Consider the following 24,931-nt stretch of genomic DNA (forward strand, 5'->3'; position numbering starts at 1 on the left):
CACTGGCCCCGACATACAGGCGGATCACGCCAGGAGCGGCTTTGCCGTCTGGCAATTGAATGGGGCTATGGTTTGGAATCGCTTACTCCAACTAAAGCGTATCGGTAGGAACGCCTGCCTGTTAGTTGGCCTTTATGAACAAGAATCCTACAGATCAGGAGAGCGCTCATGTTTTTAGTCATGGGAATTACGGGAAAAGTTGGCGGTGCAACGGCAAAACATCTGTTAGCGCAAGGCAAAGCAGTACGCGCGCTCGTCCGCAATCGTGGAAAGGCGGCGAAATGGGCCGACGAAGGCGTGCAACTGGTAGACGGCGACTGGAATGATTCGGCAGCCATGGAGATGGCGCTTAGAGATGTCGAAGGCGCATTTGTCATGTTGCCAGCTGAATGGGCACCTTCGCCTGATTACAAAGAAGCGAAGACAGTGATTGCAAACTACGTCGGTGCGCTTGCCCAGGCAGCACCGCCGCGGGTGGTAGCACTCTCATCAATGGGTGCGAACAGAACCAGCGGGCTGGGGATGATCACGGCCCTGTCGCTTCTGGAGCAAGGATTTCGCGACCTGAAATTGCCGATAGCCTATGTGCGCGCCGGCGGTTTTTTCGAAAACTTCCTCTACGGCTTGCATGTCGCCCGGGGTGGCACGCTCCCCGTCTACTACAACCCGACAGATCGGAAATCGACCATGGTCGCGACCCATGATATCGGCGCCGAGATCGCAGCGCTTCTAACCGGGCCCGCATGGTTGGAGCATCGGGTCATCGAGCTCGGTTCGATGGTCAGTGCGGATGAAGTAGCGACACAATTGGGTGAAGTCTTGAAGGTCGACGTCAACGCTTTTGCGATCCCGCGGGCCGGGTGGTCGACGGCATTTGAACAGTTCGGCATTCCGAAGGGCCAGACGGGACCGGCCGAAGCGATGTTTGACGCCGTCAACTCAGGCTGGATGGACCTCGGGGTCGAGGGTACGGAACACGTCCCGGGCGCGACGTCCGCCCGAGATGTCTTCGCGGCAGCCCATAAGGCCGCTACAGCGTAGGGGCCCGGATCAGCGGTGGAGGCGACTTTCGGAACCTATTCCGGAAACTCGCACCCCCATCGCGACTCTGGCAGAGAGACCGAAACAGCCCGTTTCCCTGTGAACTGCTGCGTTCATACCAACAAAGATAGAGGTTGAAATATGAAGGTTCTTGTTTTGGGTGCAACAGGCGGAACCGGACGGTTTGTCGGTCAGGCGGGCACGCCATTTCTCGGCAGCATTCAAGGTCGTACAAATGTCTAAAATCTCTTTGCGCCAAGTCTTACCCTTAGCGCTTGCCGCTTTCTTCGTCGTGGGTTCACTCAGCAACATCTTCGCTCCGGGATCTATCTACGAGGAATACCTCAGATGGGGATACCCGAGCTGGTTTCATTTCGTGACTGGATCGCTGGAGCTCACTGCAGCCATTCTGCTTTTTCGGGCGCCGAGTCGCCTATTAGGCTCGGCGCTCGGCTGCACTGTCATGTTTGCCGCCCTCGCGACCGTCATCTTCCACGGCGAATACGGGCACGCTGTGCCACCACTCGTCGTGGCTACATTGTCACTTGTGGTCGGCTGGATAAGCAGGCGCAAGCGGATGGGGTTAGCCGAACCGAGTTGACGCAGAGGGGCTGCTTTTCGAGCGCTGTTGCCAGCACACATAAAGCAAGCCACCAATGACCGCTGTCGGGCAACTTGATGGACATTCCGACCGGCAGGTTTGGGCCGGGATCCGCCCCTCGTGGATGGCTACTTTTGACCAACCGCTGTCTTTCAGATCCCCAAAACCTGACTCAAACCAACAACTCGCTAATCCACCGCGCCTGCCGGGCAATCTCCTGCACCTTCTCCTCCGGCACCTCCTGCCGCGCCCGGGCGAACTGGGACAGGGTGTGTTGCTTGTGCCGCAAAATACGCCGCCACTTGCCCAGAAACGCCGGACTACGTGCCTGCATCTGCAGCGGGCCGAAGTACAATTCTTCGTCGGTGTAGATCACCGGCCCGTCGCGTTCGGCAACGATGATTTCGTAGTCGAAGCGGTTTTCCCGCAGCAGTTCCTCGCAGAGGATGCGGTAGTCATTTTCCATCAGCCATTGGCGCAGGGGCTGCTCGCCGCCGTTGGGTTGCAGGATCAGGCGTTCCTGGCCGCTCAGGCGTGACTTGCCGCTGTCGAGGATGTCGCGGATGGTCTCGCCGCCCATGCCGCAGATGCTGATCGCGGTGATTCGGTCTTGCGGCTCGATCGCTGCCAGGCCATTGCCCAGGCGCACGGTGATCTGCGAGTCCAGGCCGTTCTCGCGCACTGTGCGTTCGGCCGAGCGGAACGGCGTCAGTGCCACTTCGCCGGCCACCGCCGCCGTGATGGCGCCACGGCGCATCAATGCCACCGGTAGGTAGCCATGATCGGAGCCGATGTCGGCCAGGCGGGCACCGGCAGGCACATGGGCTGCCACGCGCTCCAGGCGCATGGACAATGTCTGTTCGTTCAACTGCTGTTCCTTTTCACCACGAATGTCCGGCACCTTTGGCACGGGTGCGGGCGGCCATGATGCTTGGTGAGGCAAGCAGGGTAAAGGGCCAGCGCGGGCTGGGTGGTTGATTTCACTGCTCCACTCGTAGCAGCGGCCGATGCCGCTGCGTCTCCTCCAGACTGAATCGATTCAGGCCTCAGAATCATTGATCACACCTCGAGTCGAACCTTTCCCCACCAAACACCGTCGGAGCTAAGGTATTCATGCTCACCGTTCGCCGCGAGGTTTCCGTTTGAAAGCTGCCATCGTCAAAAAATACCGCCTGATCATCAAGACCATGGGCTATGTCGGTTGGGCGCTGTTCTGGCTGCTGCTCTGGGACATTGCGGTCACCGTGGACTTCATGCTGTTCCTCAACGCCAAGATCAACCTGCCGCTGATGCCCCTGACGTTGCTGGGTTCAGCGTTGGTGGTGCTGATCAGTTTTCGTAACAGCAGTGCCTACAACCGCTGGTGGGAAGCGCGGACCTTATGGGGGGCAATGGTCAATAATTCCCGCAGCTTTGCCCGGCAGGTGCTGACGTTGTTGGATGACCCCGGCAGCGAGGTCAATCCGATCAAGTCGACCCTGCTGCGCCGCCATGTGGCCTATGTGAATTGCCTGGCGGCGCACCTCAGGGACCAGCCTTGCCCTGAGGAAGTGCGGGCGTTTATTCCCGCTGATGAGTTCGCGCGCAGCGGCACCACCAATAACTTTGCCAACGACATCCTTACCGGTTCTGCGGCGTTGCTGGCTCGGGAATACAAAGCCGGGCGCCTGGACAGTATTCGCCTGGCGCGGTTGGAGTCGACCCTGGTGGACCTGTCCAACAGCCAGGGCGGCATGGAAAGGATCTCCAATACGCCGCTGCCCTACCCTTATGTGTATTTCCCCCGGCTGTTTATTTCGCTGTTCTGCCTGATCGTACCGGTGGGGCTGGTGGAATCCCTGGGTTGGTTCACCCCGCTGGCCTCGACGGTGGTGGGCTTTATGCTGCTGGCCATCGAGCGTATCGGCACCGACCTGCAAAGCCCGTTTCGCAACAGCGAACACCAGATCCAGATGGAAACCATCTGCGAAACCATCGAGAAAAACCTGCAGTCGATGCAGCGTGATTCCTTGGGTGACGTTCGGGGGCTTGAAGATTAGCGGCCGTATCTCAGTGTGCCGTGACCGCCGCCTTGCCGTGCGCTCGCCGGCCAGGCTTGAAGCCATGGGACCGAGCCGTCCAGGCAATCGCAAAACCCACCGCCAGCAACACCAGCATCGCCCACGGAAACGAGGCCACGCCCCAGGTATCCAGCAGGATCCCGCCGACCACGCCGCTGGCGGCAATGGCACTGTTCCAGGCGACCACGTTCAGCGATAGCGCCACATCTGCTCCATCACCGGCTGCATCCGCCAGGGCGGTTTGCAGTAAGGTCGCGGCGCCGCCAAAACTCAGGCCCCAGATGGCCACACCGATATAGATCACCTCCGGCACTTCGGCCAGGAAACCAAACGCCAGGCACGTCGCGGCAAAGGTCGCCAGGCTGACCAGCACCGTCCTGCGCAACAACGGTTCGACCAACTTGGCGGTGACCCAGATGCCCACCAACGCCGCCACGCCGAAGACCAGCAGCACCAGGTCCACGCGCTCCAGCAGCCCGGCAGGCGCCACGAACGGCGCGATGTAGGTGTAGAGAATGTTGTGGGCCAACATCCAGGCAATCACCACGGCCAATACCGGCCGTACTCCCGGCGTGGTCAGCACTTTGCGCAGCGGCAGGCGCTGGTGGGCCGCTTGCCCGGGATAGTCCGGCACCTTCACCAGCACCCAGACAATCAATATCAGAGTCATGGCCGACATGATGCCGAATGCGGTGCGCCAGCCCACCACGCTGCCCAGCCACGTGCCGAGGGGCACGCCGAGTGACAGCGCAATCGGCGTACCGACCATGGCCAGCGCCAGCGCCCTGCCCTGTTGATCAGGCGCTACCATGCGCCGGGCGTAACCGGCCAGCAGGCTCCAGGCCAGGCCCGCGGCCATTCCCGCGAAGAAGCGTGCCACCAGCGTTATCCCATAGTGGGACGACAGCGCGGTGACTGAGTTGAACAGCACAAATCCGACGATGGTCAGCAACAGCACATTGCGTCGGCGCCAACCGCGGGTGGCGATGGTCAGCGGGATCACCGCCAGCACTGACCCCAAGGCATAGGCCGTGACCATCTGGCCGGCCAGGGATTGGGAAATGGCCAGACCATCGCTGATTTGCGGCAGCAAGCCTGCCGGCAAGGTTTCGGTCACGATGCAGATGAAGCCTGTCATCGCCAGGGCCAATAAGGCGCCGATGGGCAGGCGCTCAGGTACAGCGTCGGCTGATAGAGAGATTGAAGGGGTCACGGGAAGAGGCTCCTGGGCTGAGAGAGGCTCGACGAGCCACTTAAATACTGATCAGTACAAATGTTGAAGCGGCGAACTGCCGTTGTCAACGACTTATGTATCGACTAGTATTTAAATCATCACTCAGAGGATTTCGTCATGGCGCAGATGGGACGCCCCCGCAGCTTCGCCCGCGATCAAGCCATCGAACAGGCCTTGCACCTGTTCTGGGAGCACGGCTACGACGCCACTTCCTTGAGCCAACTGAAAGCCGGCCTGGGTGGCGGGATTTCCGCACCAAGTTTTTACGCCGCCTTCGGTTCCAAGGACGCGCTGTTCCAGGAATGCGTGCAACGCTACCTGGCGACATTTGCCCAGGTCACCGAATGCCTGTGGGATGCAACCCTGCTGCCCCGGCAAGCCATCGAAACGGCGCTGCGCCAGTCGGCGCGCATGCAGTGTGAAGACAGTCACCCGAAAGGCTGCATGGTCGCCATGGGCGTGATGAGCGCGCCCTCCCCAGAGAATGCCCATGTCACCGCAGCGCTGACCCACTCCCGGCTGCGTACCCGTGCCGGGATCGTGGCCTGTGTCGAACGCGGCATCGCGGCCGGGCAATTACCGGCCAATGCCCACGCCCTGGCCACGGTGTTCGACAGCTTCCTCCAGGGGATTTCCATCCTCGCCCGGGATGGCGTGGGCCATGAGGTGATTGATGCCGCCATCTCCCACCTCATGCTGACCTGGGATCTGTCAGCCGCTACCGCGCCGCCCACTCATCGCGGTACTGCAACAGAAAGTCCACGAACGCACGGACCCGATGCGGCACGTAACGACCATGGGGATACAACAAGGTAAAGGGCCGCGAACGGCCGCCGTAAGGCTGCAGTACCTCCACCAGGCTGCCATTGGCCAGTTCCTCTTCGACAATGAACCGGTAGGTCTGGAACAACCCGGCGCCATGTTTGGCCAGGGTTACACCGCCCAGCACATCGTCCGAGCAGCTGTAACCGGCCTCCCCGGCAAATTCCTGCTCTTTGCCGTTGACCTGGAACAGCCAGGCGATGCGTCGCCCATTGCTCGGCAACTCGTACTGGATGCATTCGTGGGCAGGCAGATCCTCCAGGGTCTGGGGCGTACCGGCACGTTGCAGGTAGGACGGCGCCGCGATCACCACCAGCCGGGCGTCCTCCAGCAAGCGGGCAATCAGGCCTGAGTCCGGCTGGGCGCGCACGCGGATCGCCAGGTCATAGCCTTCGGCGACGAAATCGATGTTGCGGTTGCTGATATGCACATCCACCGTGACCTGCGGGTAAAGCGCGCGAAACTTCGGCAGCAACGGCAAGATCCGGTGATGGCCGTAGGTGGTCGGGATGCTGATGCGCAGCAGTCCGGACGGTACCGACTGCGCGCCCATCACCTCCTGTTGCGCCTCCACCAATTGCGTCAACGCTTGCCGGCACTGCTCGAAAAAAATCCGGCCCGCGTCCGTCAGGCGAATGCTGCGGGTAGTGCGGACAAACAACCGCGACCCCAGGCGCTCCTCAAGGCGAGAAATACTGCGGCTGATCGCGGCCGGCGTGACACCCGCCACCTGTGCGGCGGCGGTAAAGCTTTTGGCCTCGGCAGCCAGGCAAAACAGTTCGATGCTACCCAACTGCACGTCTTCAAAATGGCGCTTCATAAGTCGTTACACCGCCTATCAACCCAAGTACCTGACTCTATCCCTGACACATCAATACAACCATCAACGTCCAACAAGCACCATCACCCAAGCCGTCAGGTACAACCCCACACCGAAGACGGCATGGCCCGCGAGGCTGCGTAACCGAGCAACATTGGGCTTGGGTGTCCTGGAGGCTGCAACGCCCGCCCCCATCGCCGGTTGCAACACGAAGAACGGAGCCACAACCGAGACCACGCCAAAAGTGAGGGCGGGCAGAAACGAGGGTTGGCGTGCCCACTCAAGCCCCACGATCAGCAGTAGCAACGCCGCAAAAATAACCCCGATGGCGTAATGAATCCCCCACCCCAGTGGACCTTCCCCGGCAATAGGCGAAGATTTCGCGATACTGGCGTGCATCCAGCGTCCACGCGGGAGATGGCCAACCCACCGACCCACCATGGAAAAATCCAGAGAGGGCACGGCAAAGCAGCGCTTGAGCAACAGCGCCCAAAGGTCCATGACGAAGGTTGCGCCGACACCGATCACCACCGCGTACACAAAATATTCAGCCATGCTGCTGTTCCTTTCTGATCGTTGAAAGTGAGAGCAGCAGATCAGCCAATCTTCTCACCAAACCAAACATTCAATTAATTGATTGAATGTTTGGTGGATGCTAGGATCTTTCCCATGAAACCGTCAAGCCCCCCACTCCCTCCCGAGCACTGCACCGCGCTGGCGGAAATTGCCCGAACCCTGGGCCATGCCCATCGCCTCGCCCTGCTTGAGTACATCGCTCAAGAGGAGCGCTCTGTCGAACACCTGGCCGAACTGTCCGGCGTGTCTGTCGCCAATGCCTCCCAGCATTTGCAGCAGCTCAAGCGGGCGGGCATCGTACAGACGCGCCGGGACGGCAAGCGCGTGCTGTATAGCCTGGGCGCCGGTCCGGTGGCACCGCTGCTGGAAGCACTGCGCAACTATCTGGCGTTCCAGCATGCCGAGATACGCGAGGTAGCCCTGGACAGTCTCTCCCGGCGTGAACGCCTGGAAGGCATCTCCATCGAAGATTTACTGGCGCAGATGCAAAGCGAGAGCGTGGTGCTGCTGGACGTGCGGCCGGAAGATGAATTCGCCTCAGGGCACTTGCCCGGCGCGCTCAATATCCCCGCGCAAGAGCTGCAACAGCGGCTGGCAGAGCTGCCGCCAGGCAGACAGGTCGTCGCCTACTGTCGCGGGCCTTACTGCGTACTGTCCACCGAAGCCGTCAACACACTGCATGCTCATGGCCTGCCCGCCCGCAGGCTGCGCGCCGGGTTTGACGACTGGAAAGCGGCTGGCCTGAGCGTGGAATGAATCGCAAAACCATGGAAACGACATGATCAGAAACCTTGAACCGCGTGACCTGGATACCGTCCTGGATATCTGGCTGGATGCCTCGCTGAAAGCCCATGACTTTATCGACCCCACCTTCTGGCGGTCCCAGGTCGAGAACATGCGCAACTTGTATCTCCCCGCCTCAGAGACCTGCGTCATTGAACGCGAAACACGGGTGGTGGGGTTTTATTCATTGCTCGACAGCCAATTGGCCGCACTGTTTGTCGCCCCCGACTCCCAGGGCCAAGGGATTGGCAAACAATTGATTGCCCATGCCAAAACACAACGCGCCGTACTGACCCTGGCGGTTTATAAAAACAACCAACCCAGTTGCCAGTTCTATCTTTCGCAAGGGTTTGTGGTGACCCACGAGCAGACCGACGAACAGACCGGGCAACCGGAATACTTGATGAGTACCGTCGGCACTCATCCTCAGTAATCCGTCACCATCACAGGGTGCTTCAACTCCGCGTATCAAAATCCGCCGCATCATGGCGCTCGCGCAACTGCTCGGCAGGCTCCCCGGAGACGCGGTTGACCCTACGCCCACGCTGTACTGCCGGGCGTGCATCGATGGCATCAGCCCAACGCACGACGTGCTTGTAGTCCTGCACCGAGAGGAATTCGGCGGCCCCATACAACCGGCCTTTGACCAGGCCGCCGTACCACGGCCAGATCGCGATATCGGCAATGGTGTACTCATCACCGGCGATGTATTCGCTCACGGCCAGTTGCTTGTCCAGCACATCGAGTTGACGTTTGGTTTCCATTGCAAAGCGGTCGATGGCGTACTGGATCTTGGTCGGCGCATAGGCATAGAAATGGCCAAAGCCGCCCCCCAGATACGGCGCGCTACCCATCTGCCAGAACAGCCATGACAGGCATTCAGCCCGAGCAGCCGGTTCGGTGGGCAGGAACGCGCCGAACTTCTCCGCCAGGTACTGCAAGATCGCCCCCGACTCGAAGACCCGGATCGGTTTCGCACCGCTGCGGTCCATCAAGGCGGGAATCTTCGAGTTCGGGTTCACCGACACAAAGCCGCTGCCAAACTGGTCACCCTCGCCGATCCGGATCAACCACGCGTCGTACTCCGCGCCCTGATGACCGAGGGCCAACAGCTCTTCCAGCAAGATCGTGACCTTCTGCCCATTCGGCGTCGCCAGGGAATACAGCTGGAGCGGGTGACGCCCCACCGGCAGGTCCTGATCGTGGGTCGCACCGGCAGTGGGCCGGTTGATGCTGGCGAAGGTACCGCCGTTCTCGGTGTCCCAGGTCCAGACTGTGGGCGGCAGGTAGTCAGATGAATCACTCATGTTCAGTACTCCCAAGGTGCCAGCGGATCAATGCATTGATCCAGACTAAACCAAAGGCTGGTGACTGGTCACACAATGGATGCCGCCGCCACCTGCACCGAGCGCAAAATCACGCTGGCGCAGAACTTCAGCGAATGGTTAATTGGCAACCTGGCGGAATGAGCGATGGGTGAGGTTCGAGATGGCTGAAGGACTTGAAGATATTCTGGCCAAGTATCTGGCGGTGATGTTTTGCGGCATCAACCCCGGCATGACGGCCGTCGCTCAGGGGCACCACTTTGCGGGCCGCAGTAATCGTTTCTGGCGCACGCTGCATTTGGCCGGTTTTACTCCAGAAGAAATACGCCCGGAAAACGATCGAAGCATTTTGCAGTCTCGATGCGGGTTAACCACCGTCGTTGAACGGCCCACCGCCCGCGCGGATCAGCTGTCTTTGCATGAGTTCAAGGCAGCGGCGGTGAATTTTGAACAGAAGGTCGCGCGCTACTCGCCACGCTTCGTGGCGTTTCTCGGTAAGGCGGCGTACAGCGCGTTGTCCGGCCAACGGGATATTGCCTGGGGGCTACAGCCACAGGCGTTCGGGGGCGCGTCGGTATGGATTTTACCCAACCCCAGCGGGCTCAATCGTGGGTTTTCCCTGGAGCAATTGGTGAGTGCTTACCGCCAATTGCGGTTGGCGGCAGAGCGCTAATCTGTGCGGTCCCCGATCAGGTCACTGATCGCCTGCGCGCCCATCGGCTGGCTCAGCGTCATCGCACTGTATGTCCTTCAAGGCCTTGAGCTGATCGACGCTTCTGGCGCTGCGATTCCAGCCAGATCACCAGCACCAGCAAACCGCCACCGGCAATCAGCAAGCTGAGCAACCAACCCAGGGTATCGGCCAGTTGGGTGAAGAACAGGGTGTACAACTGGATGATCAAAAATGTCACGCCATACCCCACCAGCATGCCGAACCGCAGGCGCAGGCCCAACGCCAACACACCAAGGCTGACGGCGGCCCACAGCAGGTTGAACATCAACAACTCACCGTCCTCGGCAAAATGCCACGGCCCGTCGATCAAGTCGTAACTGCCAAACAGCGATAGCAACCACAGGGACATTTCGCCGACAAACAAACCGCAGGAAATCCACACTTTGGCAAACCCGCTGTAGCGGGCCAGCAACCCGGCCTCACACCGTAGATGTACCGCCCCCGCAGCCACCAGCACCGCCGCAGCGCCGAGAAAACGCAGCGGATAGTTCATGCCGAACCAGTAGGCGCCCCAGCCGGACACATAGCCGCTGCGGCCACCAAACCAGACAAAAAACAACACGCTGCACAACGTCAGCAGCAACACATTGCCCAAGGCATAGCTGAGCACCAGCAGCACCAGCAGATCGATCAACAGCAGCGCCGGCCAGTTACCGGAGCCGTCCGAATAGATCATGCCCACCACAAAACTCACGCCGATCAGGGCAAAGCCGCCCAGCAGCTCGGCGGTGCTGCCCAGCATTCTCAAGCCTTTGCCAGGCAACCAGCGCCCGACGGCGAACAGACTCAGGGTCAGCACCGACAGGCTGATCGCCAGTTTGGGCAGGGTGAACGTCAGGTGCTCGCGCAAAAGCAACAGCACACCGGCCGCCAGGCTGATGGCACCGAAGGTCAGAAACCAACGTCCGAGTGAGCGCCAGTCCCATCGGGTCAAGGGATACAGCTCACCGATACGGCTGTGGGCAGCGGGATCGATCTGCCCCTCGCGCAGCCATTGATCAAGGGCATCGTGGACCTGTCGATTGCGGCGATCCGGGCTCATGACCGATCCTCCCCGGCACGTAGCGCCGCGCGTTCAAACACCCATCCCAGCAAAACACCCACTACCCCGGCAGCCGCAAAAAACGCCGCGACACTCAGGCGGTCCCAGGCGTATTCGAAAAAACGCGTGTACAGGTCGATACCCAGAAACACCACGCCGAAACCGGTGAAGCTGGGGTGTTTGAAGCGTGCGCCGATCACCAACTGGCCGATGGCTGCGAGGGTGAACAGCAGTATCCAGAGCCCCGACGGGGACGAGCTGTAATTCTCCAGGCTGAGAAACCACAGCGAACAGTTGAAGTAGAGCAATCCGAAAATCACATACAAACGCCCGAAACCGCTGAAGTGGCGCAGCGGCCCTTCTTCCGCCTGCTGGTGCCAAAGCCCCAGAAGCGCTGCCAGCCCGGCGATCACCGCCATGGCGCGCGGGTCCTGGATGCCGAATGTATAGGAGCCACCGCCGGCATACCGCTCCCAGGAGCCCAGGCCGTGGAAGACGCACAGCAACCCCAGAAACAATGGCCAGCGCAGGCGATAACGATAGGCCGTGGCCACACTCAGCAAGGCGGTGACCAGCAGCGCCAGAGGGATACGATCCAACCCGCCCTCCTCGTCACCAATACCACCGAGTAACAGGCTGCCACCGATCAGCATCAGGCCGATGGTCAAGATAGCCACACCGGTCACCGGCATACGCCCGGCCGGATCACGCGCCAGACGCACCCCCACCCACCACAACACCCCACCGGCGATAAAAAACAGCACCACACCGAGGGTGACCGACTCACTGAGAAAGCTCACCCCACCCAGAATGGCCATGCCAATCAGCAATACCGCGCCGATGCCCAGCCATTGCAACACCGTCGACAACAGTTGGCCGGGGCGCTGATAAGGCGCGCTCAGCCGCTCCCGGGTTTGCGAGTCGATCAAACCTCGGTGCTGCCAGTCGGCAATTTCGTGAACCATTAGCTGCTGCGTGGTTTTTCTCATGAGGGTCAGGCGCTGCGTTAATTGTTCGGATAATGGGGGCGTGCTTGTTTCTGCAACGAAAGCATAGTGAATAACGGCGCAGGGGCTCCCTGCTTTTTCAAACGAGACCGCGAAACCCAAAGCAAAGAAGCCTGCATTTCTGCAGGCTTCTCTGTACATCTGGCGCCGGGCCCCGGATTTGACCCGGGGTTCCTGGCTGATGAACCGTCAGAAATCCACCGTACCCGAGAGCAGTACGGTACGCGGGGCACCCAAGCCACCGGAGAGGCCGCTGCCATCGCCGCCGTTCCAGGAGCCGAGCCAGTACGCCTTGTTGGTGACGTTCTGCACGGTGGCGCGCAAGGTCACCGGCTTGGTCTCGACCTTGAAGGCATAGCGGGCACCCACATCGTAGGTGGTGTACGAGTCCAGCGACACCCGATGATCGTTGGTCGCGTATTGCTTGCCCGTATGGTTGACGTTGCCGGTCAGGGTCAGCCCTGGTACGTCGAGGAGATCGTATTCAGTGCCCAGCTTGGCGATCACCTTGGGTACACCAGTGACTTGCTTGTCTTTGACGCCGCCGGTGACCACCTTGGTCATTTCTGCCTGGGTGTAGGTCGCCCCGCCCATCAGGCGCAATCTCGGTTGCAACTCGCCGAAGAACGACCATTCCACGCCACGGTTGCGCTGCTCACCATCGACGCTGTAGATCAGGGTCACCGGATCGGTGGAGGCGCTGGGCTTCTCGATCTGGAACAGGGCGACGGTATGGGCGAAGGTCCCCAGATCGACCTTGGCGCCGACCTCGTATTGCTTGGTCCGATAGGGCTGCATCACCTCACCGACGTTCACTGCCGACACTGGTGCCGTACCGCCCTGGCTCAGGCCTTCGATGTAGTTGGCATAGAGCGACACCTTGTCTGTCACCTTGACCAGAAGCGCGGTGGCCGGCGAAACCCGGCTTTCGTCATAACTGGTTTTCGTGGTGGCGCCGGTTGGGCTGTACGCGGCGTTGGTGTTTTGCACGCGCTGGCGACGGGCGCCGACGGTCCACTGCACACGGCCATCTGCGAAGGACAAGGTATCGGCGATTGCATAGCTGCCCAGTTCGGCCTTGATTTGCGACGTGGTTACGCCGTAACCCGGGAAGGTCGGTGCGTTGCCGAAATCCAGGTTGTCGTAGTTAGTGGTACCGGGAATCCCGGCCCTGGCGTCCTTGAAGCTGTTATCGGAGGTGTAGCGCGTCGCGGCGATGGTCCAGGCGTGGTCCACGGGGCCTGTCTGGAAGTTGCCCTTCAAGCCAGCCTCACCGGATTGCTGGGTGCCGCTGCGGATCGAGCGAATCGCCGAAGAACTGATTTCACCCGCGTTGTTAACCAGGGTGCTTGAGTTGATCAGCGCGTTGTAACCACCATCACGCTGCCCCCACGCCGCGTAGGCGGTGAGCGAATCCGTCAGGTCATACTCGCCCCGCACCATCGTGGTGGTGGTGTTGTTGATGGTGTAGGCCCAATCTGGCGCCAGCGCGTAATCGCCCTTCTTGGGGCTGGGCAGGTGGGTGACGTTGGGGCCAATCGTGTTGATCCCGAAGTAGTTGAGGCCGTCGATACGCTCACGCTGCTTATAGAAGTCGGCCGACAAGCGAGCCCGCTCGCCGCGCCAGTCCAGCCCGAGGGAGGACAGCGCCATTTTATGCTGTTGATTATCCACTGCCGTATCACCGTCACGGTAAACCCCATTGAAGCGCACGCCAAACTGCTTCCGGTCACCGAAGCGCTGCCCCAGGTCTGCATGCACGCCGCCCAGGCCGCGGGACTCATAAGTGGTGGTCAAGCGTGCCAGCGGTTCATCGCCCGCGCGCTTGGGTACCAGGTTGATGCTGCCACCCACCGTACCGCTGGGTGGCATGCCGTTGAGCAGCGCGGAAGGGCCTTTGAGCACTTCCACACGCTCGGCCAGTTCGGTAGAACCGCGCATGTTTGGTGCCATGCCCACCAACCCGTTGAAGGTGATGTCATCGGCAGTACTGTTAAAGCCGCGAATGAAAAAGGTTTCAAAGTTGCTGCGCTTGGTGGGCACGTACACCGAAGGATCGGTCGCACCAATCACCGAACCGATATCCTGCGCCTGGCGGTTCTGAATGAACTCGTCCGTATAGCTGATGGTATTGAACGGCGTCTCCATGAAATCCTTGTTGCCCAACAGCCCGACACGGCTACCGGAGGCAACCTGCCCTCCCGCGTAAACCGGCGGCAGATCTGCGGCGGAGTTCATGGCCCCCTCAACCAGCGTTTCAGACAGCTCCAGGCTGCCACTGCCCTCTTGAGCCTGCTTCGACTGCTCGGCGGGTTGCGCAGCGACCACGGCCATGGAAGTCCCCGTCAGCCCCAGCAACAACGCCATCTGCACGGCAGTGAACGTACGATTCAAAGTAAAGCGTTGCGCAGCCTGCGGAGAATCAGGGGTGGCGCGATGTTGGCGACAGCGTTCCGACATGCTGGATTCCTTTCGATTCGGAGAGTTGGAATGTATTCACTGGGTTTTCCGAACCAGAACGCGAAATCCTCAATAACAATCATTAGCATTCAGATATTTTTTACAAAAAAGGGCGAGTACCGAAATGGTACCCGCCCTGTGTGCTGCCAGTACGCGTAGCGGATCAGCCCTTGTAGCCTTGAACCACCTCGTCAGCCATGCGATTGAGGCACGTCACACTGGCAGTACACAGGTACCAGGTCTGGGCATCGACAAAGATCACATGCCCGTTGTTCCAGGCTTTGGTCTTGCGCAGCAGCGGGTTGTCCAGGCTCTTCATATCCAGCGCTGGCCGCCGCTCCATCACCGCCGTGCGGTCGATCACGTAGAGAATGTCGGGATCGGCCTGCTGGATAAATTCATTGGAAATCGGCTGGCCATGCAAGCCAGCCTCGATGTCGGTGCTGGCCGGTTTAACGCCCAGGGTGTCGAAGATAAAGCCGTAGCGCGACTTCACCCCATAAGAGGTAAAGGCTCCATTGTTATGCAGCACGATCAGCGCTTTCTCGGGGCGCCCCTCGGTCACGCGCCGGGTCTGCTCCACCTTGGCGTCCATTTCCGCGACTTTCTGCCGGGCCAGCTCTTCCTTGCCGAAGATGTGACCCAGGGTGGTCAAATGGTTCTTGGCGGTGGTGATCAGATTGCCCTGCTTATTGGTCAGGTCCATATCGTCATAGACCGTCGGCGCGATCTGGCTCAACTCCGCGTAACTCTGCGCCTGGAGCGGCGAGATCAGGATCAGGTCGGGCTTGAGGGCATGCAAGCGCTCAAGGTTGGGCTGGATGGTCGACCCCACATCCCTGATGTTCGGGTCATCGCGATACTTGACGAGGAAGCTCGCGACGTAGTCCTTGGCGATGCCCACCACCGGCGCGCCCAGTTGGTCGAGTGTATCGAGCTCACTCATGTCGAAGGCCACCACGCGCTCGGGGAGCTTGGTGATCAGCGTCGTACCCAGCGGGTGCTCGATCTTGATCGGCTCGTAATGCGCCTGCGCGATGGTTGGCGCGGGCGCCTCTGCCGACGGCTTGTCACACCCTTGCAGACCGGCCGCCACAGCGACTGCCAGCAGTGCCCCACAGATTCTTTTTGCGTTACCGGTGCTCATATCAGCTCCCTTGACGGTGATGGGTTGAAGTAGTTGCAGACGAACCCCTGCTCGCTCTGCAGGATCTCGAAATCCAGATCAAACAGATCACGCAGGCGGGCTTCGGTGACGACCTCCGCCACCGGGCCACGGCAGTGCACCGTGCCGTTTTTCATGGCCACGATATGGTCGGAATAATTGGCGGCGAAGTTGATGTCATGCACCACCAGGATCACCGTGCGCCCCTGTTCGTCGCACAGGCGGCGCAGGGCCCGCATGATCTGCACCGCGTGCTTCATGTCGAGGTTGTTGAGCGGCTCGTCCAGCAACAGGTAATCGGTTTGCTGGGCAATGGTCATCGCCAGGAACGCCATCTGCCGCTGCCCGCCGCTGAGTTCGTCGATGTAAGAAAGGCGCAGCGGTTGCAGCGACAGAAATTCGATGGCCTCGTCGATGGCCTGGCGATCGTGAGCGGTGAGCGCTCCACGGCTGTAGGGGAAGCGCCCGAAAGCCACCAGTTCTTCAACGGTCAGCCGCAGGTTGAAATCCGGGGACTGGCGCAAGGTGGCGACACGCTTGGCATAGTCGCGGATCGGCACATCCGCAATGCTGCGCCCGCCAATCAGCAGGTCGCCCCGGGTCGGTGCCAACAGGCGGGCGATCAACATCAGCAACGTGGTCTTGCCTGCGCCGTTGGGGCCAATCAAGGAGGTCACCTGCCCTGGCGGGAACTGAACGCTGACGTCGCTCAGGACGTGCTTGTTGCCATACGCCTTATAAACGTGACTGAGGGAAATCATGGGGCGCCTCGGGTTCGAACCATCAGCGCGAGGAAATACACGCCACACACCAGGTTGATGAGAATGCTGACGGAGGTGTTGTAGTTGAACATCTGCTCGACCAGGTACTGGGCGACGATGAAAATGCCGATGGCGATGGCGCAGCTCATGGGCAGCGTCACCCTATGCCGGGCGGTGCGGGCAAGCGCATAGGTGATGTTCGCCACGAACACGCCCATGAACGCCGTCGGCCCGACGAGGCTGGTGGATACCGCCACCAGAATCGCGATCAGCGCAAGTTGCAGGCGCACGCTGCGCTGATAATCGACCCCCAGGGAAATCGCCTGGTCACGCCCCAGAGAAAGCACGTCGAGCACCGGCAGGGCTCTTTGCGCGATAAAGCACACCACCGCCACCAACAGGCCCGAATAGATCACTTGCCCGGGTTGTGCCTTGTTGAAGGAGGCGTAGTTGAAGCCCTGGAAAATCGAGAACTCGCCGGGGCTGATCTTCAGTTGGATAAACTGAGTAAAGGTCCCCATCACCATGCTCAGTACCAGCCCTAGCAAGAGCAGCAGGTACACGTTGTTGCGTCCGTCACGGAACAGCCAACGGTGAATGAGCCACGAATAGGCAAGCATCAGCAGGATCGACAACAACACATTGCCGTTACGCCCCAGCAGCACCAGGCTCTGGGTGCCCAACACCAGGATCAGCAGGGCCTGGAACAGCAGGTAGATCGCCTCATACCCCATGATCGCCGGCGTCAGTATCCGGTTGCCGGCAATGGTCTGGAAAATCACCGAAGAATAGGCAATGCAGACCCCGGCAATGCCCATCGCGGCTAAACGGGTCAGCCGCTTGGGAATGACGTACTCGAAGTCAAAACCTGAGCCCAGCAACAGGAACGCCACCGCCAAGACCAGCACCAGCCCCCAGAGGCCATAGCGGGTAATCACGCCTCTCATGTGTACTTCCTGATCAGCAGCACGAGGAACAACACACCGCCCACGCTGCCCGCCGTCAGGCCGATGGGCACTTCGAAGGGGTAGATCAGCAAGCGGCCGAGGATGTCGCACGCCAACAACAGCGACGCGCCGCACAAGGCGACGATGGGCAATGTTCGCTCCAGGTTCTCGCCGTAGTGCAGCGCCACCAGGTTGGGAATCACCAGCCCGACAAAGGGAATCGCGCCCACGGTAATAACCGTGGCGGAGACGGTGACTGCCACCAGCATCAGCCCCAGTGCCGCGTTGGCGGTGTAATTCAAGCCCAGGCTGCTGGCCATGCCCTCGCCCATGCCGAGTACGGTAAAGCGGTGCGCGAATAGATAAGTGAGCACCACGATCGGCAAGATCAGATAGATGATCTCGTAGTTACCCTGGACGATCTTCGAGAAGTCACCGAGCATCCAGCCCTGCATGCTCTGCAAGATGTTGTGACGGTAGGCGTAGAACTCGGCGATGGCGCTCAAGACGCTGCCGTACATCAGGCCGATGACCGGAACCATCACCGTGTTCTTGAACTTGATACGGCGGATGATCGCGACATAGAGCAGGCTCGCCGCAAAGCAGAACGCCAGGGCAAACAGCATCCGGCCGGCCGCACCGGCGGCGGGGGCCACCGTCAGTGAAATCAGAATCCCCAGCTTTGCTGCATCCAGCCCGCCGGAAGTCGCCGGTTCTACGAAGCGGTTGCGCACGATCTGCTGCAGGATCACACCGCACACGGCCAGCCCTACCCCGGTCAGAATCAGGGCGGCAAGGCGCGGAAGGCGGCTGGCAGTGAGGGTCAGCCAGGCGTCATCGGAGAACGTGAACAGTGCCGTCCAGGAAACCTCTTTGACCCCCACCATCAACGAGAGGCAACAGAGCACGGCAAACAGGATCAGTAAGGCTGCACGACTCAAGAACTGCCCTCACTGTCAGGCGCCCCGGCAATCCGCCAGCCTTTCGCGGATCGGCGTTGCGCGAGAAAGTGCGCGTACAGCCCTGGTTTGGCACTCAATTGCGTGTGGGAGCCCTGTTCGCTGACCTGCCCGTGATCAAGCACCACAATCTGGTCGGCCATGGCCACCGTCGACAATTGGTGCGCAATGACGATCAGCGTGCGGGTACCGCGCAAACGTGCCAACGCTTCAGCGATGGCGGCCTGGTTCTCGGCGTCTAGAGCAGCGGTGGCCTCGTCAACCAACAGAATCGGCGCGTCCTTGATCAGTGCACGGGCGATGGAAATCCGCTGACGCTCACCGCCAGACAATCGCGCCCCGCCCTCGCCCACTGGTGTATCCAGGCCTTGAGGCAGGCGTTCGATGATCTCCACGACTCCGGCTTGTCTTGCCGCCTCCATCACCTGGGCATCGCTGGCATCGGGTTTGCCGATACGGATGTTGTCGGCGATGCTGCCCTGGAACAGGTAAGCGTCCTGGAAAATCTGGCTGATCTGACCGGCCAGTTGTTCACTGGACATCTGGCGGACATCCACACCGCCCACGATCACACTGCCCTGTGTCACGTCGAAGAAGCGTGCAACCAGCCGCACTAGGGTGGTCTTGCCCGAGCCGGAAGCTCCGACCAGCGCCGTCATGCTGCCGGGCTCGATACGCAGACTGACGTCGCGCAGTACATCAGCCTGGTCCTCGGCATAGCGGAAGCTCACATTACGCAATTCGACGGATCCATCGACCGGCGCTTGCGGGGCCTGCGGCTCAGGCAAGGGCTTGACCGCAAAGATCCCGCGCACCGCATCCAGCTGACCGCGCGCGCCACGCAGCACCTCGCTATAACCGGCCACCTCCAGCAGCGGGTCGATGAAGCGGCTGACCAGCAGCAACGACACAATCACGGCGATGACCGAGCCCGGTTCCAGGCTTGCGCCCAACTGATCACCGAGCCATAGCGTGGCGGCCACCAGCAAGACGGCGAAGCCGGCCTGTACCGCCCAGGCGTTGAACACCACCGACATCGCCGAGACGTGAATCAGCCGCTGTGCAGACTGCTGCTGGCGCCCGATGGCCTGTTCGAGAAACCGGGTACCGCCGTCCTCGCCATTGAAGGCGCGTAGCACCGATTGCGCCTGGGCGAATTCAACCATGCGCTGGCTGGCATGCGCGGCGTTGTGCTGGAAGCTTTGGTCGGCACGCTGACCCAGGTGAGCGGTCAGCGCAAAGACACCGAACAGGATCGGCAGTGTCACCAGTGCGATCAACCCCATCTGCCAATGCAAGGCGAACAACGCAACAAGGATCACTACCGGCGTCACCACGCCCGTGATCAGCGGCGTGAAAACGTGAGCGGGAAGCTGGGCCATTTCCATCATGCCCTGGGAGGTCACATGGCTCAGCCGCGCGGTGTTTTGTGCGGTGAACCAGCCCACCGGCAGGCGCGCCACATGGTCGCCGAGCCGATGACGGCCACGCTGGAGAACGGCGATGCCGACACGGATACCGGCTTTCTCCACTGTGCGTCGTAGCGCCCAGCACACCACCACACCGATCACCAGGGCGATCAGCCATTGCCCTGCTGAGCGCACATCACTGCCCAGCAGATGGGTGAGCACCGGCACCAGGGTGACAATCGTCAGCCCGCAGAGCAGGCCGTAGACCAGTGTCATCCACAGGTAGCGGCGCAGTACCGGGGCATCTTCACCCAGCAGTTGAATAAAGGTTTTCAGCATGACGATACCGCCTGTTCCTTGGCCTGTTCGTAGCCGCCCAGCGCCCACAGTCGGGCGTAGCGGCCTTTGCGGGCGAGCAGTTCGTGGTGACTTCCCTGCTCGCAGATCGTGCCGTTGTCGATCAGGATGATCTGGTCGGCGTGCATCACCGTATCGAGCCGGTGCGCGATCACCATCAAGGTGCGGCCCTGGGCAAATCGCGACAGCGCTTGCTGGAGCTTCACTTCATTCTCGGCATCGGCTGCCGCCGTGGCTTCGTCGAGCACCAACACTGGTGGATCCAGCAATACGGCGCGGGCGATACTCACGCGCTGCAACTCGCCGCCGGAAAGCTGCACATCCTCACCGATCACCGAGTCGTAACCGCGTGGCAAGGCGAGGATGCGCTCGTGAATATTGGCGGTGCGGGCGGCGTCTTCGATTTCCTGCTGGCTGGCCGAGGGGCGGCCCAGGGCGATGTTGTCGCGCAGGCTGGCATGGATAAGGCGTACTTCCTGCAGCACAAAGCCAATGCGCCGGTACAACTGCGCGCTCTCGATCTGCCTGAGGTCGACGCCACCCAGGGTGATGCGCCCTTCACTCGGGTCGAAGAAGCGCAGCAACAGGCGGGCCAGGGTCGATTTGCCGGAGCCGGAAGCACCGACAATCGCCGTCACCGTGCCAGGCTTGAGGGTGAAGCTGACGTCCTTGAGCACCGGGGTCTGGCCGTCGTAGCTATAGCCGAGTTGCTCGACACGAATTTCGGTATTGTCCGCCAGCGTCGGCGCGGCGCCCGCCAAGGTTTCCAGCACCGGTGTTTGCAGCAGGGTATGCACGCGCTGGGCAGCGCCGGTGGCATTGTTCAAGTCGTGGGTGACGTAGCTCAGCAGCAGCAGTGGCGCGCAGATTCCCGGCGCCACCAAAGCGAAAGGCAACACCTCGACCGGCGTGATCCAGCCCAGGCTCACCCACAAAGTGCCAAACGCCAGCACCACGCCAAGTACCGCCACCGGGGCGATCATCGCGTGGGCGTTGGCCATCGCACTGACTAGCGGCCGGGTGAAATCGGTGAACGCCTCAGCGAAGCCATCGACCGCCTCGCGGTAGCTACCATGAGCCTTGCCCTCGACACCGAAGGCCTTGACCACGGGAATACCGTTGACGAACTCAACCACCGCGTTGTTGATGCGCGCCATGCCAGCACCAAATGACTGCATGTTCGCCCCGCTGGCCTTGGTGGCCCTGGAGAAGAACAGGAAAAACAGCGGGAACGGCAGCAGCGAGACAATCGCCATGCGCCAGTCCATGGCAAACAGATAGAGGATAGAGATAACAATCGCGCCGATAGTGCGGCCCAGCGTGGTGAAGAAATGCGCGGTCAGGCTGTGCAGCGTGCCGATGTCATCCTGCATCGCTTGCTTGACTTCGCCCGACGCCCGGCTGGTAAACCATCCCAGCGGCACCTTGGCCAGTCGGCGGGTAATCGCCCGGCGCAAATGGCCGGTGATGTGATTGTCGGCCAGGTGCGCGACCATTTCACCCATCGAGATCAGCGTCATCCCCAGGAACAGGCAGGCCAGACTGATGATGACAACCCGCCAGACTTGATCCTGCATCTGGCCCCAGGCGGTAGCGACGTCGGCCTGGCCCATCGCAAACTGTGCGATATGGGCGACGCCGGCCAGGGGCACCAGCGTCAGCATGGTGCCGATGGCGGCCAGTACCGCCGCGATAATCAGTCGCCCACGTATGGGCCTGAGTACCTGGGATACCGAGCCAGTAGCGGCGGGTTCATCTTTAACACTCATGAGCTCTCCTGAATAACCACTGCAGGTAGCCTGAAGGCCAGCCTGACTTCCTTTGCGTTCGGGGTTTTGCGCGCTGCGTACCTTGTATTCCGAACAGCAACACAAAATCCTCAATCGAGACGTTCATTAATCGGTGAGGCAGTTCAAGGCCCGAGTCCGGGCACAAACGGGTAGCAGGCCCGCAGGCCAGCAGCGATGTATTTCTCGACGGAAGACACCGACACCTTCAGCTCGGCAGCAATGTCGCGGTGGCCCATGCCATGCAGCTTGCACAGCAGCAGCGCCTGGCGGGTCTTGGCGGGCTTGCTGTGCAACGCATCATCGATCTGCGTCAGCGTTTCAGTCATCAGGGCGCGTCGCTCCTCTGAAGGAGCCAGAGGTTCGGCCTGCAATTTGAGCGCCTCCAGATGGCAGGCCTCAAGACGACGGCGGCGATACAGGTCGATCACCATGCCTTTGGCGATTTGGGTCAGGTGGCAGCGAGAATCCTCGGTGGAGGGAACCCGGCCCTTCTTGATGAGGTTGAGATAGACGTCGTGGGCGAGATCGGCAGCATCGACCGAGTTGCCCAACTTGCGGCGCAACAGGCTGCACAGCCAACCATGATGGTCGACATACAACTTTTCAAATTGCTGCCTGGACGCGAACGCTCCGTTGTCCACAACACCTCTCCTGAGACGGTGACATTCGCGATCAGCTTTTGACTAATGCGAATAGGTATGATTATTATTTAACATCATACGGCGTTCATAGAGCCCCTGCAATGCGACCTGCTTGCACCGTCTCTGATGCCTGGATTTCTGGGCGTTACAGCAGACCGAGGATCGGTCTGCCGGCACTTGGTGCCATCTCTACTTCTTACTGTTCAGTTTGATAAGGCGGGAAATTTCCATGATGGAACTCAATCCAGATTCGTTACCGAAACTGTCTGTCAGCGGTGACGAAGAGCATTTCTGGCTCTTGCAGCAGCAATACCCCGAACGCACGCTCAAACACTTCAGCGCCTGGCGGTTCGACGCCGACATCGACCTTTCAAGGCTCGAACTGGCAATCAAGAGCGTCATCGAAACACTGCCCGATCTGAATGCGCGCTATCAATTCAACGACGACGGCGAAGTGCACAAAGTGCACGCCAATGACTGGCAGTCTTGCGTTGAAATCATGCGCTCACACTCCGACGCTGAAGCCACCGAGCAATTGCTTTCGCAGCAAGTGGCACCGTGGGATGCGCAAAGCCAGCCGCCGTTCAAGGCACTGATTATTCAAACCGGGAACAACGTTATTCTCGGCTTCGTACTCCACCAGATCCTCGACCAGACCTGCCAGGAAGACAACCTGTATTGCCGGGTCTTGAGCGCCTATGTAGGCCACTCGGCCAGCGATACGCCCTGGTTGCGCCGCCAGGCGGATGGCGAGGCTCTATCGCCACCGACCAGTGCGCCCAGCACCCAGCCTGCGGCCAACCACAGTGAAGTCGCAGCGATTATTCTTGGCGAGTTCCGAGGAGCCCTGGCAGAGCCCGACATGCAACCCACCGATGACTTCTTTGATTTTGGCGGTCACTCTCTGCTGGCCACCCGCATCATCGGCAAGCTGTTGAGCAGCCATGGCATCGAAGTCCAGTTCAATGACTTTTTCAGCGCGCCGTCGGCAGCCGCCCTGGCATCGCGCGCCCACGCCATCGCGCAAAACGATGCAACCGCTTCTGCTGCGGGCCTGCCGCAAAACGTGCAAAAAGCGCCTTTCGCACTGGCCCAGGCCTCCCTCGGGCGGGCTTACGTAGCCTTTGAGTTCGGGACGATTTTCAACCTGCCGTTTGCCCTGGACTTCCTCGACAAGGTAGATGAAGCGCTGTTCGAGCAAGCCTTCAGCGACCTGCTCAAACGCCACGCCAGCCTGCGATCAACCTTCCACTTCGAGAACAATGACGCCTACCAGCAGATCGTACCGGTCACACAACTGTCCGACTACAAGTGGTTCTGGCCAAGCCATGAAAGCCAGGGTGCGACACTGAAAAGTGAAGCCACTTATCAGTTCGACCTGACCCGCGAGCTGCCCCTCAGGGTTCGCTTCATTTACGACGCGCAACGCCAGCGCCAAACCCTGTCATTGCTGGTCCATCACATGGCCATTGATGAATGGTCGCTCAACGTCATGATGGAAGAGTTGGCTCAAGCCTACCTCGCCCGTGCCGCCGACAAAGCACCCACCTGGGAAGCGCCTGCACCGTCATTTCATGAGTTCGCCTTGCGAGAACAGGCCACCGGCATTAATCAGAAGCATCTCGACTACTGGACAAGCATGCTGCGCGATGCAACCCGCGGCCTGACGCTGCCCTCCCCTGACCATCAGGCCAGCGTGCCGGCCAACGAAGTATCGACGAAGGCGCAGTGGTTCGAAATCAAGCCCGACCAGGACCTCACCGATAGCCTGTATGCCTTCGCCAGACGGAATAACTCGTCGCTGTTCGGCGTGGTCTATACGGCCATTGCGTTGTCCCTGCATAAGCTCGGTGACTTGAAGGACCTGGTGATCGGCACGTCCGCCTCCGGCCGAACCGACCCCGGGTTTTACGAGACGGTGGGTTACTTCACCACGATGGTGGCGCATCGGGTGCAGTTCGATCCTCAGCAGGCCGTTGGCGCACTGATTGAAAACGTCACCCGCTTGATCAATGACTCCATGGCTTATGCCGATGTACCGATGGAGCAGATCCAGCAAGCCCTGGGCATGACGGCGGCAGACGGTCTGCTGTTCGACGTGTACATCCAGATTCACGCCAACAACGCCTTGAACGGGGCCTTGAGCACGCCTGACGCCGGGACGATCCGTTACCGGCAGATTGACCCGGACAAGAACCAGTCGATGTTCGGCATTCAGTTCGAGATCATGGAGAACATGATCGACGGCAAACGCTCACTGCGCCTGGTCATCACTTACCGTTCGGACCGCTACAGCGCAGAACAGATGGCACGCCTCAGCGCTACGATTGATCAGGTGTTCGCGTTGTTCACGACGCCCGCTGCAGCCGGCATCGTCCTGGACCATATCCGCACATAA

The 24,931-nt window shown here is 60.5% G+C and carries 23 protein-coding genes; 8 read left to right on the forward strand and 15 right to left on the reverse strand.

Annotated features, from left to right (window positions below; translation table 11 throughout):
• The first annotated feature begins 168 nt into the window (after positions 1 to 168).
• Together J7E41_RS14410 and J7E41_RS14415 are read left to right on the forward strand one after the other, a co-directional pair.
• Positions 169 to 1,041: an NmrA family NAD(P)-binding protein gene (locus J7E41_RS14410; RefSeq protein ID WP_214993801.1), complete on the forward strand. Its 873-nt coding sequence runs from the start codon at positions 169 to 171 to the stop codon at positions 1,039 to 1,041.
• Between the two features lie 235 nt (positions 1,042 to 1,276).
• Entirely contained in the window at positions 1,277 to 1,642 is a 366-nt protein-coding gene (locus J7E41_RS14415; RefSeq protein WP_214993803.1) for a DoxX family protein, read from the forward strand.
• Positions 1,643 to 1,814: 172 nt separating this feature from the next.
• On the opposite strand, the gene J7E41_RS14420 is transcribed toward J7E41_RS14415, so the two are convergent.
• Complete coding sequence (locus J7E41_RS14420) at positions 1,815 to 2,510, reverse strand: tRNA (adenine(22)-N(1))-methyltransferase (protein ID WP_285229502.1); 696 nt, start codon at positions 2,508 to 2,510, stop codon at positions 1,815 to 1,817.
• 274 nt (positions 2,511 to 2,784) lie between these two features.
• Between J7E41_RS14420 and J7E41_RS14425 the strand changes: the two genes are divergently transcribed.
• Entirely contained in the window at positions 2,785 to 3,681 is an 897-nt protein-coding gene (locus J7E41_RS14425; RefSeq protein WP_214993808.1) for a bestrophin family protein, read from the forward strand.
• A 10-nt stretch (positions 3,682 to 3,691) separates the two neighbouring features.
• Here J7E41_RS14425 and J7E41_RS14430 read toward each other — a convergent pair whose 3' ends face one another.
• Positions 3,692 to 4,915 (reverse strand): MFS transporter, encoded by a 1,224-nt coding sequence (locus J7E41_RS14430; protein WP_214993810.1) that lies wholly within the window; start codon positions 4,913 to 4,915, stop codon positions 3,692 to 3,694.
• Positions 4,916 to 5,053: 138 nt separating this feature from the next.
• Between J7E41_RS14430 and J7E41_RS14435 the strand changes: the two genes are divergently transcribed.
• On the forward strand, positions 5,054 to 5,752 hold the full coding sequence (locus J7E41_RS14435) for a TetR/AcrR family transcriptional regulator (RefSeq protein WP_214993812.1): 699 nt from the start codon (positions 5,054 to 5,056) through the stop codon (positions 5,750 to 5,752).
• Here the strand turns inward: J7E41_RS14435 and J7E41_RS14440 are convergent.
• Positions 5,655 to 6,578 carry a LysR family transcriptional regulator gene (locus tag J7E41_RS14440; protein WP_214993814.1) on the reverse strand — a complete coding sequence of 308 codons (924 nt, stop codon included), beginning with the start codon at positions 6,576 to 6,578 and terminating at the stop codon, positions 5,655 to 5,657. The two genes, J7E41_RS14435 and J7E41_RS14440, sit on opposite strands and share 98 nt — an antisense overlap.
• A 63-nt stretch (positions 6,579 to 6,641) precedes the next feature.
• Positions 6,642 to 7,133 (reverse strand): DUF2938 domain-containing protein, encoded by a 492-nt coding sequence (locus J7E41_RS14445; RefSeq protein ID WP_214993815.1) that lies wholly within the window; start codon positions 7,131 to 7,133, stop codon positions 6,642 to 6,644.
• A gap of 114 nt (positions 7,134 to 7,247) precedes the next feature.
• Between J7E41_RS14445 and J7E41_RS14450 the strand changes: the two genes are divergently transcribed.
• A complete protein-coding gene (locus J7E41_RS14450; RefSeq protein WP_214993816.1) occupies positions 7,248 to 7,910 on the forward strand; it encodes an ArsR/SmtB family transcription factor in 663 nt (220 codons plus the stop codon).
• Positions 7,911 to 7,932: 22 nt separating this feature from the next.
• Positions 7,933 to 8,370: an N-acetyltransferase gene (locus J7E41_RS14455; protein WP_214993817.1), complete on the forward strand. Its 438-nt coding sequence runs from the start codon at positions 7,933 to 7,935 to the stop codon at positions 8,368 to 8,370.
• A 22-nt stretch (positions 8,371 to 8,392) separates the two neighbouring features.
• Here the strand turns inward: J7E41_RS14455 and yghU are convergent, their stop codons facing one another.
• Complete coding sequence (yghU, locus tag J7E41_RS14460; protein ID WP_214993818.1) at positions 8,393 to 9,244, reverse strand: glutathione-dependent disulfide-bond oxidoreductase; 852 nt, start codon at positions 9,242 to 9,244, stop codon at positions 8,393 to 8,395.
• A 181-nt stretch (positions 9,245 to 9,425) separates the two neighbouring features.
• On the opposite strand from yghU, the gene mug reads away from it, so the two are divergent.
• Entirely contained in the window at positions 9,426 to 9,935 is a 510-nt protein-coding gene (gene mug / locus J7E41_RS14465) for a G/U mismatch-specific DNA glycosylase (protein WP_214993819.1), read from the forward strand.
• A 58-nt stretch (positions 9,936 to 9,993) separates the two neighbouring features.
• Here mug and J7E41_RS14470 read toward each other — a convergent pair whose 3' ends face one another.
• The 10 genes from J7E41_RS14470 to J7E41_RS14515 all read right to left on the reverse strand — a co-directional run bounded on the left by J7E41_RS14470 (position 9,994) and on the right by J7E41_RS14515 (position 22,533).
• Complete coding sequence (locus J7E41_RS14470; protein WP_214993820.1) at positions 9,994 to 11,037, reverse strand: DUF2157 domain-containing protein; 1,044 nt, start codon at positions 11,035 to 11,037, stop codon at positions 9,994 to 9,996.
• The gene (locus J7E41_RS14475; RefSeq protein ID WP_214993822.1) at positions 11,034 to 12,002 is read right to left on the reverse strand and encodes a hypothetical protein; all 969 of its coding nucleotides are present in this window, start codon (positions 12,000 to 12,002) and stop codon (positions 11,034 to 11,036) included. The genes J7E41_RS14470 and J7E41_RS14475 overlap by 4 nt, the downstream gene beginning before the upstream one ends.
• Before the next feature lie 231 nt (positions 12,003 to 12,233).
• A complete protein-coding gene (locus tag J7E41_RS14480; RefSeq protein WP_214993824.1) occupies positions 12,234 to 14,504 on the reverse strand; it encodes a TonB-dependent receptor in 2,271 nt (756 codons plus the stop codon).
• Between the two features lie 163 nt (positions 14,505 to 14,667).
• Positions 14,668 to 15,651, reverse strand: a complete 984-nt coding sequence (locus tag J7E41_RS14485) for a siderophore ABC transporter substrate-binding protein (protein ID WP_214993827.1) — start codon at positions 15,649 to 15,651, stop codon at positions 14,668 to 14,670.
• The gene (locus tag J7E41_RS14490; protein ID WP_214993829.1) at positions 15,648 to 16,430 is read right to left on the reverse strand and encodes an iron ABC transporter ATP-binding protein; all 783 of its coding nucleotides are present in this window, start codon (positions 16,428 to 16,430) and stop codon (positions 15,648 to 15,650) included. Before J7E41_RS14490 ends, J7E41_RS14485 begins: the two co-directional genes overlap by 4 nt.
• On the reverse strand, positions 16,427 to 17,377 hold the full coding sequence (locus J7E41_RS14495; RefSeq protein ID WP_214993831.1) for an iron chelate uptake ABC transporter family permease subunit: 951 nt from the start codon (positions 17,375 to 17,377) through the stop codon (positions 16,427 to 16,429). Before J7E41_RS14495 ends, J7E41_RS14490 begins: the two co-directional genes overlap by 4 nt.
• On the reverse strand, positions 17,374 to 18,318 hold the full coding sequence (locus J7E41_RS14500) for an ABC transporter permease (RefSeq protein WP_214993833.1): 945 nt from the start codon (positions 18,316 to 18,318) through the stop codon (positions 17,374 to 17,376). The genes J7E41_RS14495 and J7E41_RS14500 overlap by 4 nt, the downstream gene beginning before the upstream one ends.
• Positions 18,315 to 20,084, reverse strand: a complete 1,770-nt coding sequence (locus J7E41_RS14505; RefSeq protein WP_214993834.1) for an ABC transporter ATP-binding protein — start codon at positions 20,082 to 20,084, stop codon at positions 18,315 to 18,317. Before J7E41_RS14505 ends, J7E41_RS14500 begins: the two co-directional genes overlap by 4 nt.
• Positions 20,078 to 21,871, reverse strand: coding sequence for an ABC transporter ATP-binding protein (locus J7E41_RS14510; RefSeq protein WP_214993835.1), 1,794 nt, complete (start codon positions 21,869 to 21,871; stop codon positions 20,078 to 20,080). The genes J7E41_RS14505 and J7E41_RS14510 overlap by 7 nt, the downstream gene beginning before the upstream one ends.
• A gap of 143 nt (positions 21,872 to 22,014) precedes the next feature.
• Positions 22,015 to 22,533 (reverse strand): sigma-70 family RNA polymerase sigma factor, encoded by a 519-nt coding sequence (locus J7E41_RS14515; RefSeq protein ID WP_214993836.1) that lies wholly within the window; start codon positions 22,531 to 22,533, stop codon positions 22,015 to 22,017.
• A 229-nt stretch (positions 22,534 to 22,762) separates the two neighbouring features.
• Here J7E41_RS14515 and J7E41_RS14520 point away from each other — a divergent pair, with 229 nt between their 5' ends.
• Positions 22,763 to 24,931 carry a condensation domain-containing protein gene (locus J7E41_RS14520; RefSeq protein ID WP_214993837.1) on the forward strand — a complete coding sequence of 723 codons (2,169 nt, stop codon included), beginning with the start codon at positions 22,763 to 22,765 and terminating at the stop codon, positions 24,929 to 24,931.

Source organism: Pseudomonas fluorescens, assembly GCF_018614655.1.
GTDB lineage: Bacteria > Pseudomonadota > Gammaproteobacteria > Pseudomonadales > Pseudomonadaceae > Aquipseudomonas > Aquipseudomonas fluorescens_BX.

Bases quoted from the DNA above. Each gene is read 5' to 3' on its own strand.
- J7E41_RS14440 (WP_214993814.1), bottom strand. From the start codon at position 6,578: ATGAAGCGCCATTTTGAAGACGTGCAGTTGGGTAGCATCGAACTGTTT.
- J7E41_RS14485 (WP_214993827.1), bottom strand. From the start codon at position 15,651: ATGAGCACCGGTAACGCAAAAAGAATCTGTGGGGCACTGCTGGCAGTC.
- J7E41_RS14520 (WP_214993837.1), top strand. From the start codon at position 22,763: ATGATGGAACTCAATCCAGATTCGTTACCGAAACTGTCTGTCAGCGGT.
- J7E41_RS14445 (WP_214993815.1), bottom strand. From the start codon at position 7,133: ATGGCTGAATATTTTGTGTACGCGGTGGTGATCGGTGTCGGCGCAACC.
- J7E41_RS14495 (WP_214993831.1), bottom strand. From the start codon at position 17,377: ATGAGAGGCGTGATTACCCGCTATGGCCTCTGGGGGCTGGTGCTGGTC.
- mug (WP_214993819.1), top strand. From the start codon at position 9,426: ATGGCTGAAGGACTTGAAGATATTCTGGCCAAGTATCTGGCGGTGATG.
- J7E41_RS14510 (WP_214993835.1), bottom strand. From the start codon at position 21,871: ATGAGTGTTAAAGATGAACCCGCCGCTACTGGCTCGGTATCCCAGGTA.
- J7E41_RS14455 (WP_214993817.1), top strand. From the start codon at position 7,933: ATGATCAGAAACCTTGAACCGCGTGACCTGGATACCGTCCTGGATATC.
- J7E41_RS14470 (WP_214993820.1), bottom strand. From the start codon at position 11,037: ATGAGCCCGGATCGCCGCAATCGACAGGTCCACGATGCCCTTGATCAA.
- J7E41_RS14415 (WP_214993803.1), top strand. From the start codon at position 1,277: ATGTCTAAAATCTCTTTGCGCCAAGTCTTACCCTTAGCGCTTGCCGCT.
- J7E41_RS14480 (WP_214993824.1), bottom strand. From the start codon at position 14,504: ATGTCGGAACGCTGTCGCCAACATCGCGCCACCCCTGATTCTCCGCAG.
- yghU (WP_214993818.1), bottom strand. From the start codon at position 9,244: ATGAGTGATTCATCTGACTACCTGCCGCCCACAGTCTGGACCTGGGAC.
- J7E41_RS14475 (WP_214993822.1), bottom strand. From the start codon at position 12,002: ATGGTTCACGAAATTGCCGACTGGCAGCACCGAGGTTTGATCGACTCG.
- J7E41_RS14410 (WP_214993801.1), top strand. From the start codon at position 169: ATGTTTTTAGTCATGGGAATTACGGGAAAAGTTGGCGGTGCAACGGCA.
- J7E41_RS14435 (WP_214993812.1), top strand. From the start codon at position 5,054: ATGGCGCAGATGGGACGCCCCCGCAGCTTCGCCCGCGATCAAGCCATC.
- J7E41_RS14450 (WP_214993816.1), top strand. From the start codon at position 7,248: ATGAAACCGTCAAGCCCCCCACTCCCTCCCGAGCACTGCACCGCGCTG.
- J7E41_RS14490 (WP_214993829.1), bottom strand. From the start codon at position 16,430: ATGATTTCCCTCAGTCACGTTTATAAGGCGTATGGCAACAAGCACGTC.
- J7E41_RS14505 (WP_214993834.1), bottom strand. From the start codon at position 20,084: ATGCTGAAAACCTTTATTCAACTGCTGGGTGAAGATGCCCCGGTACTG.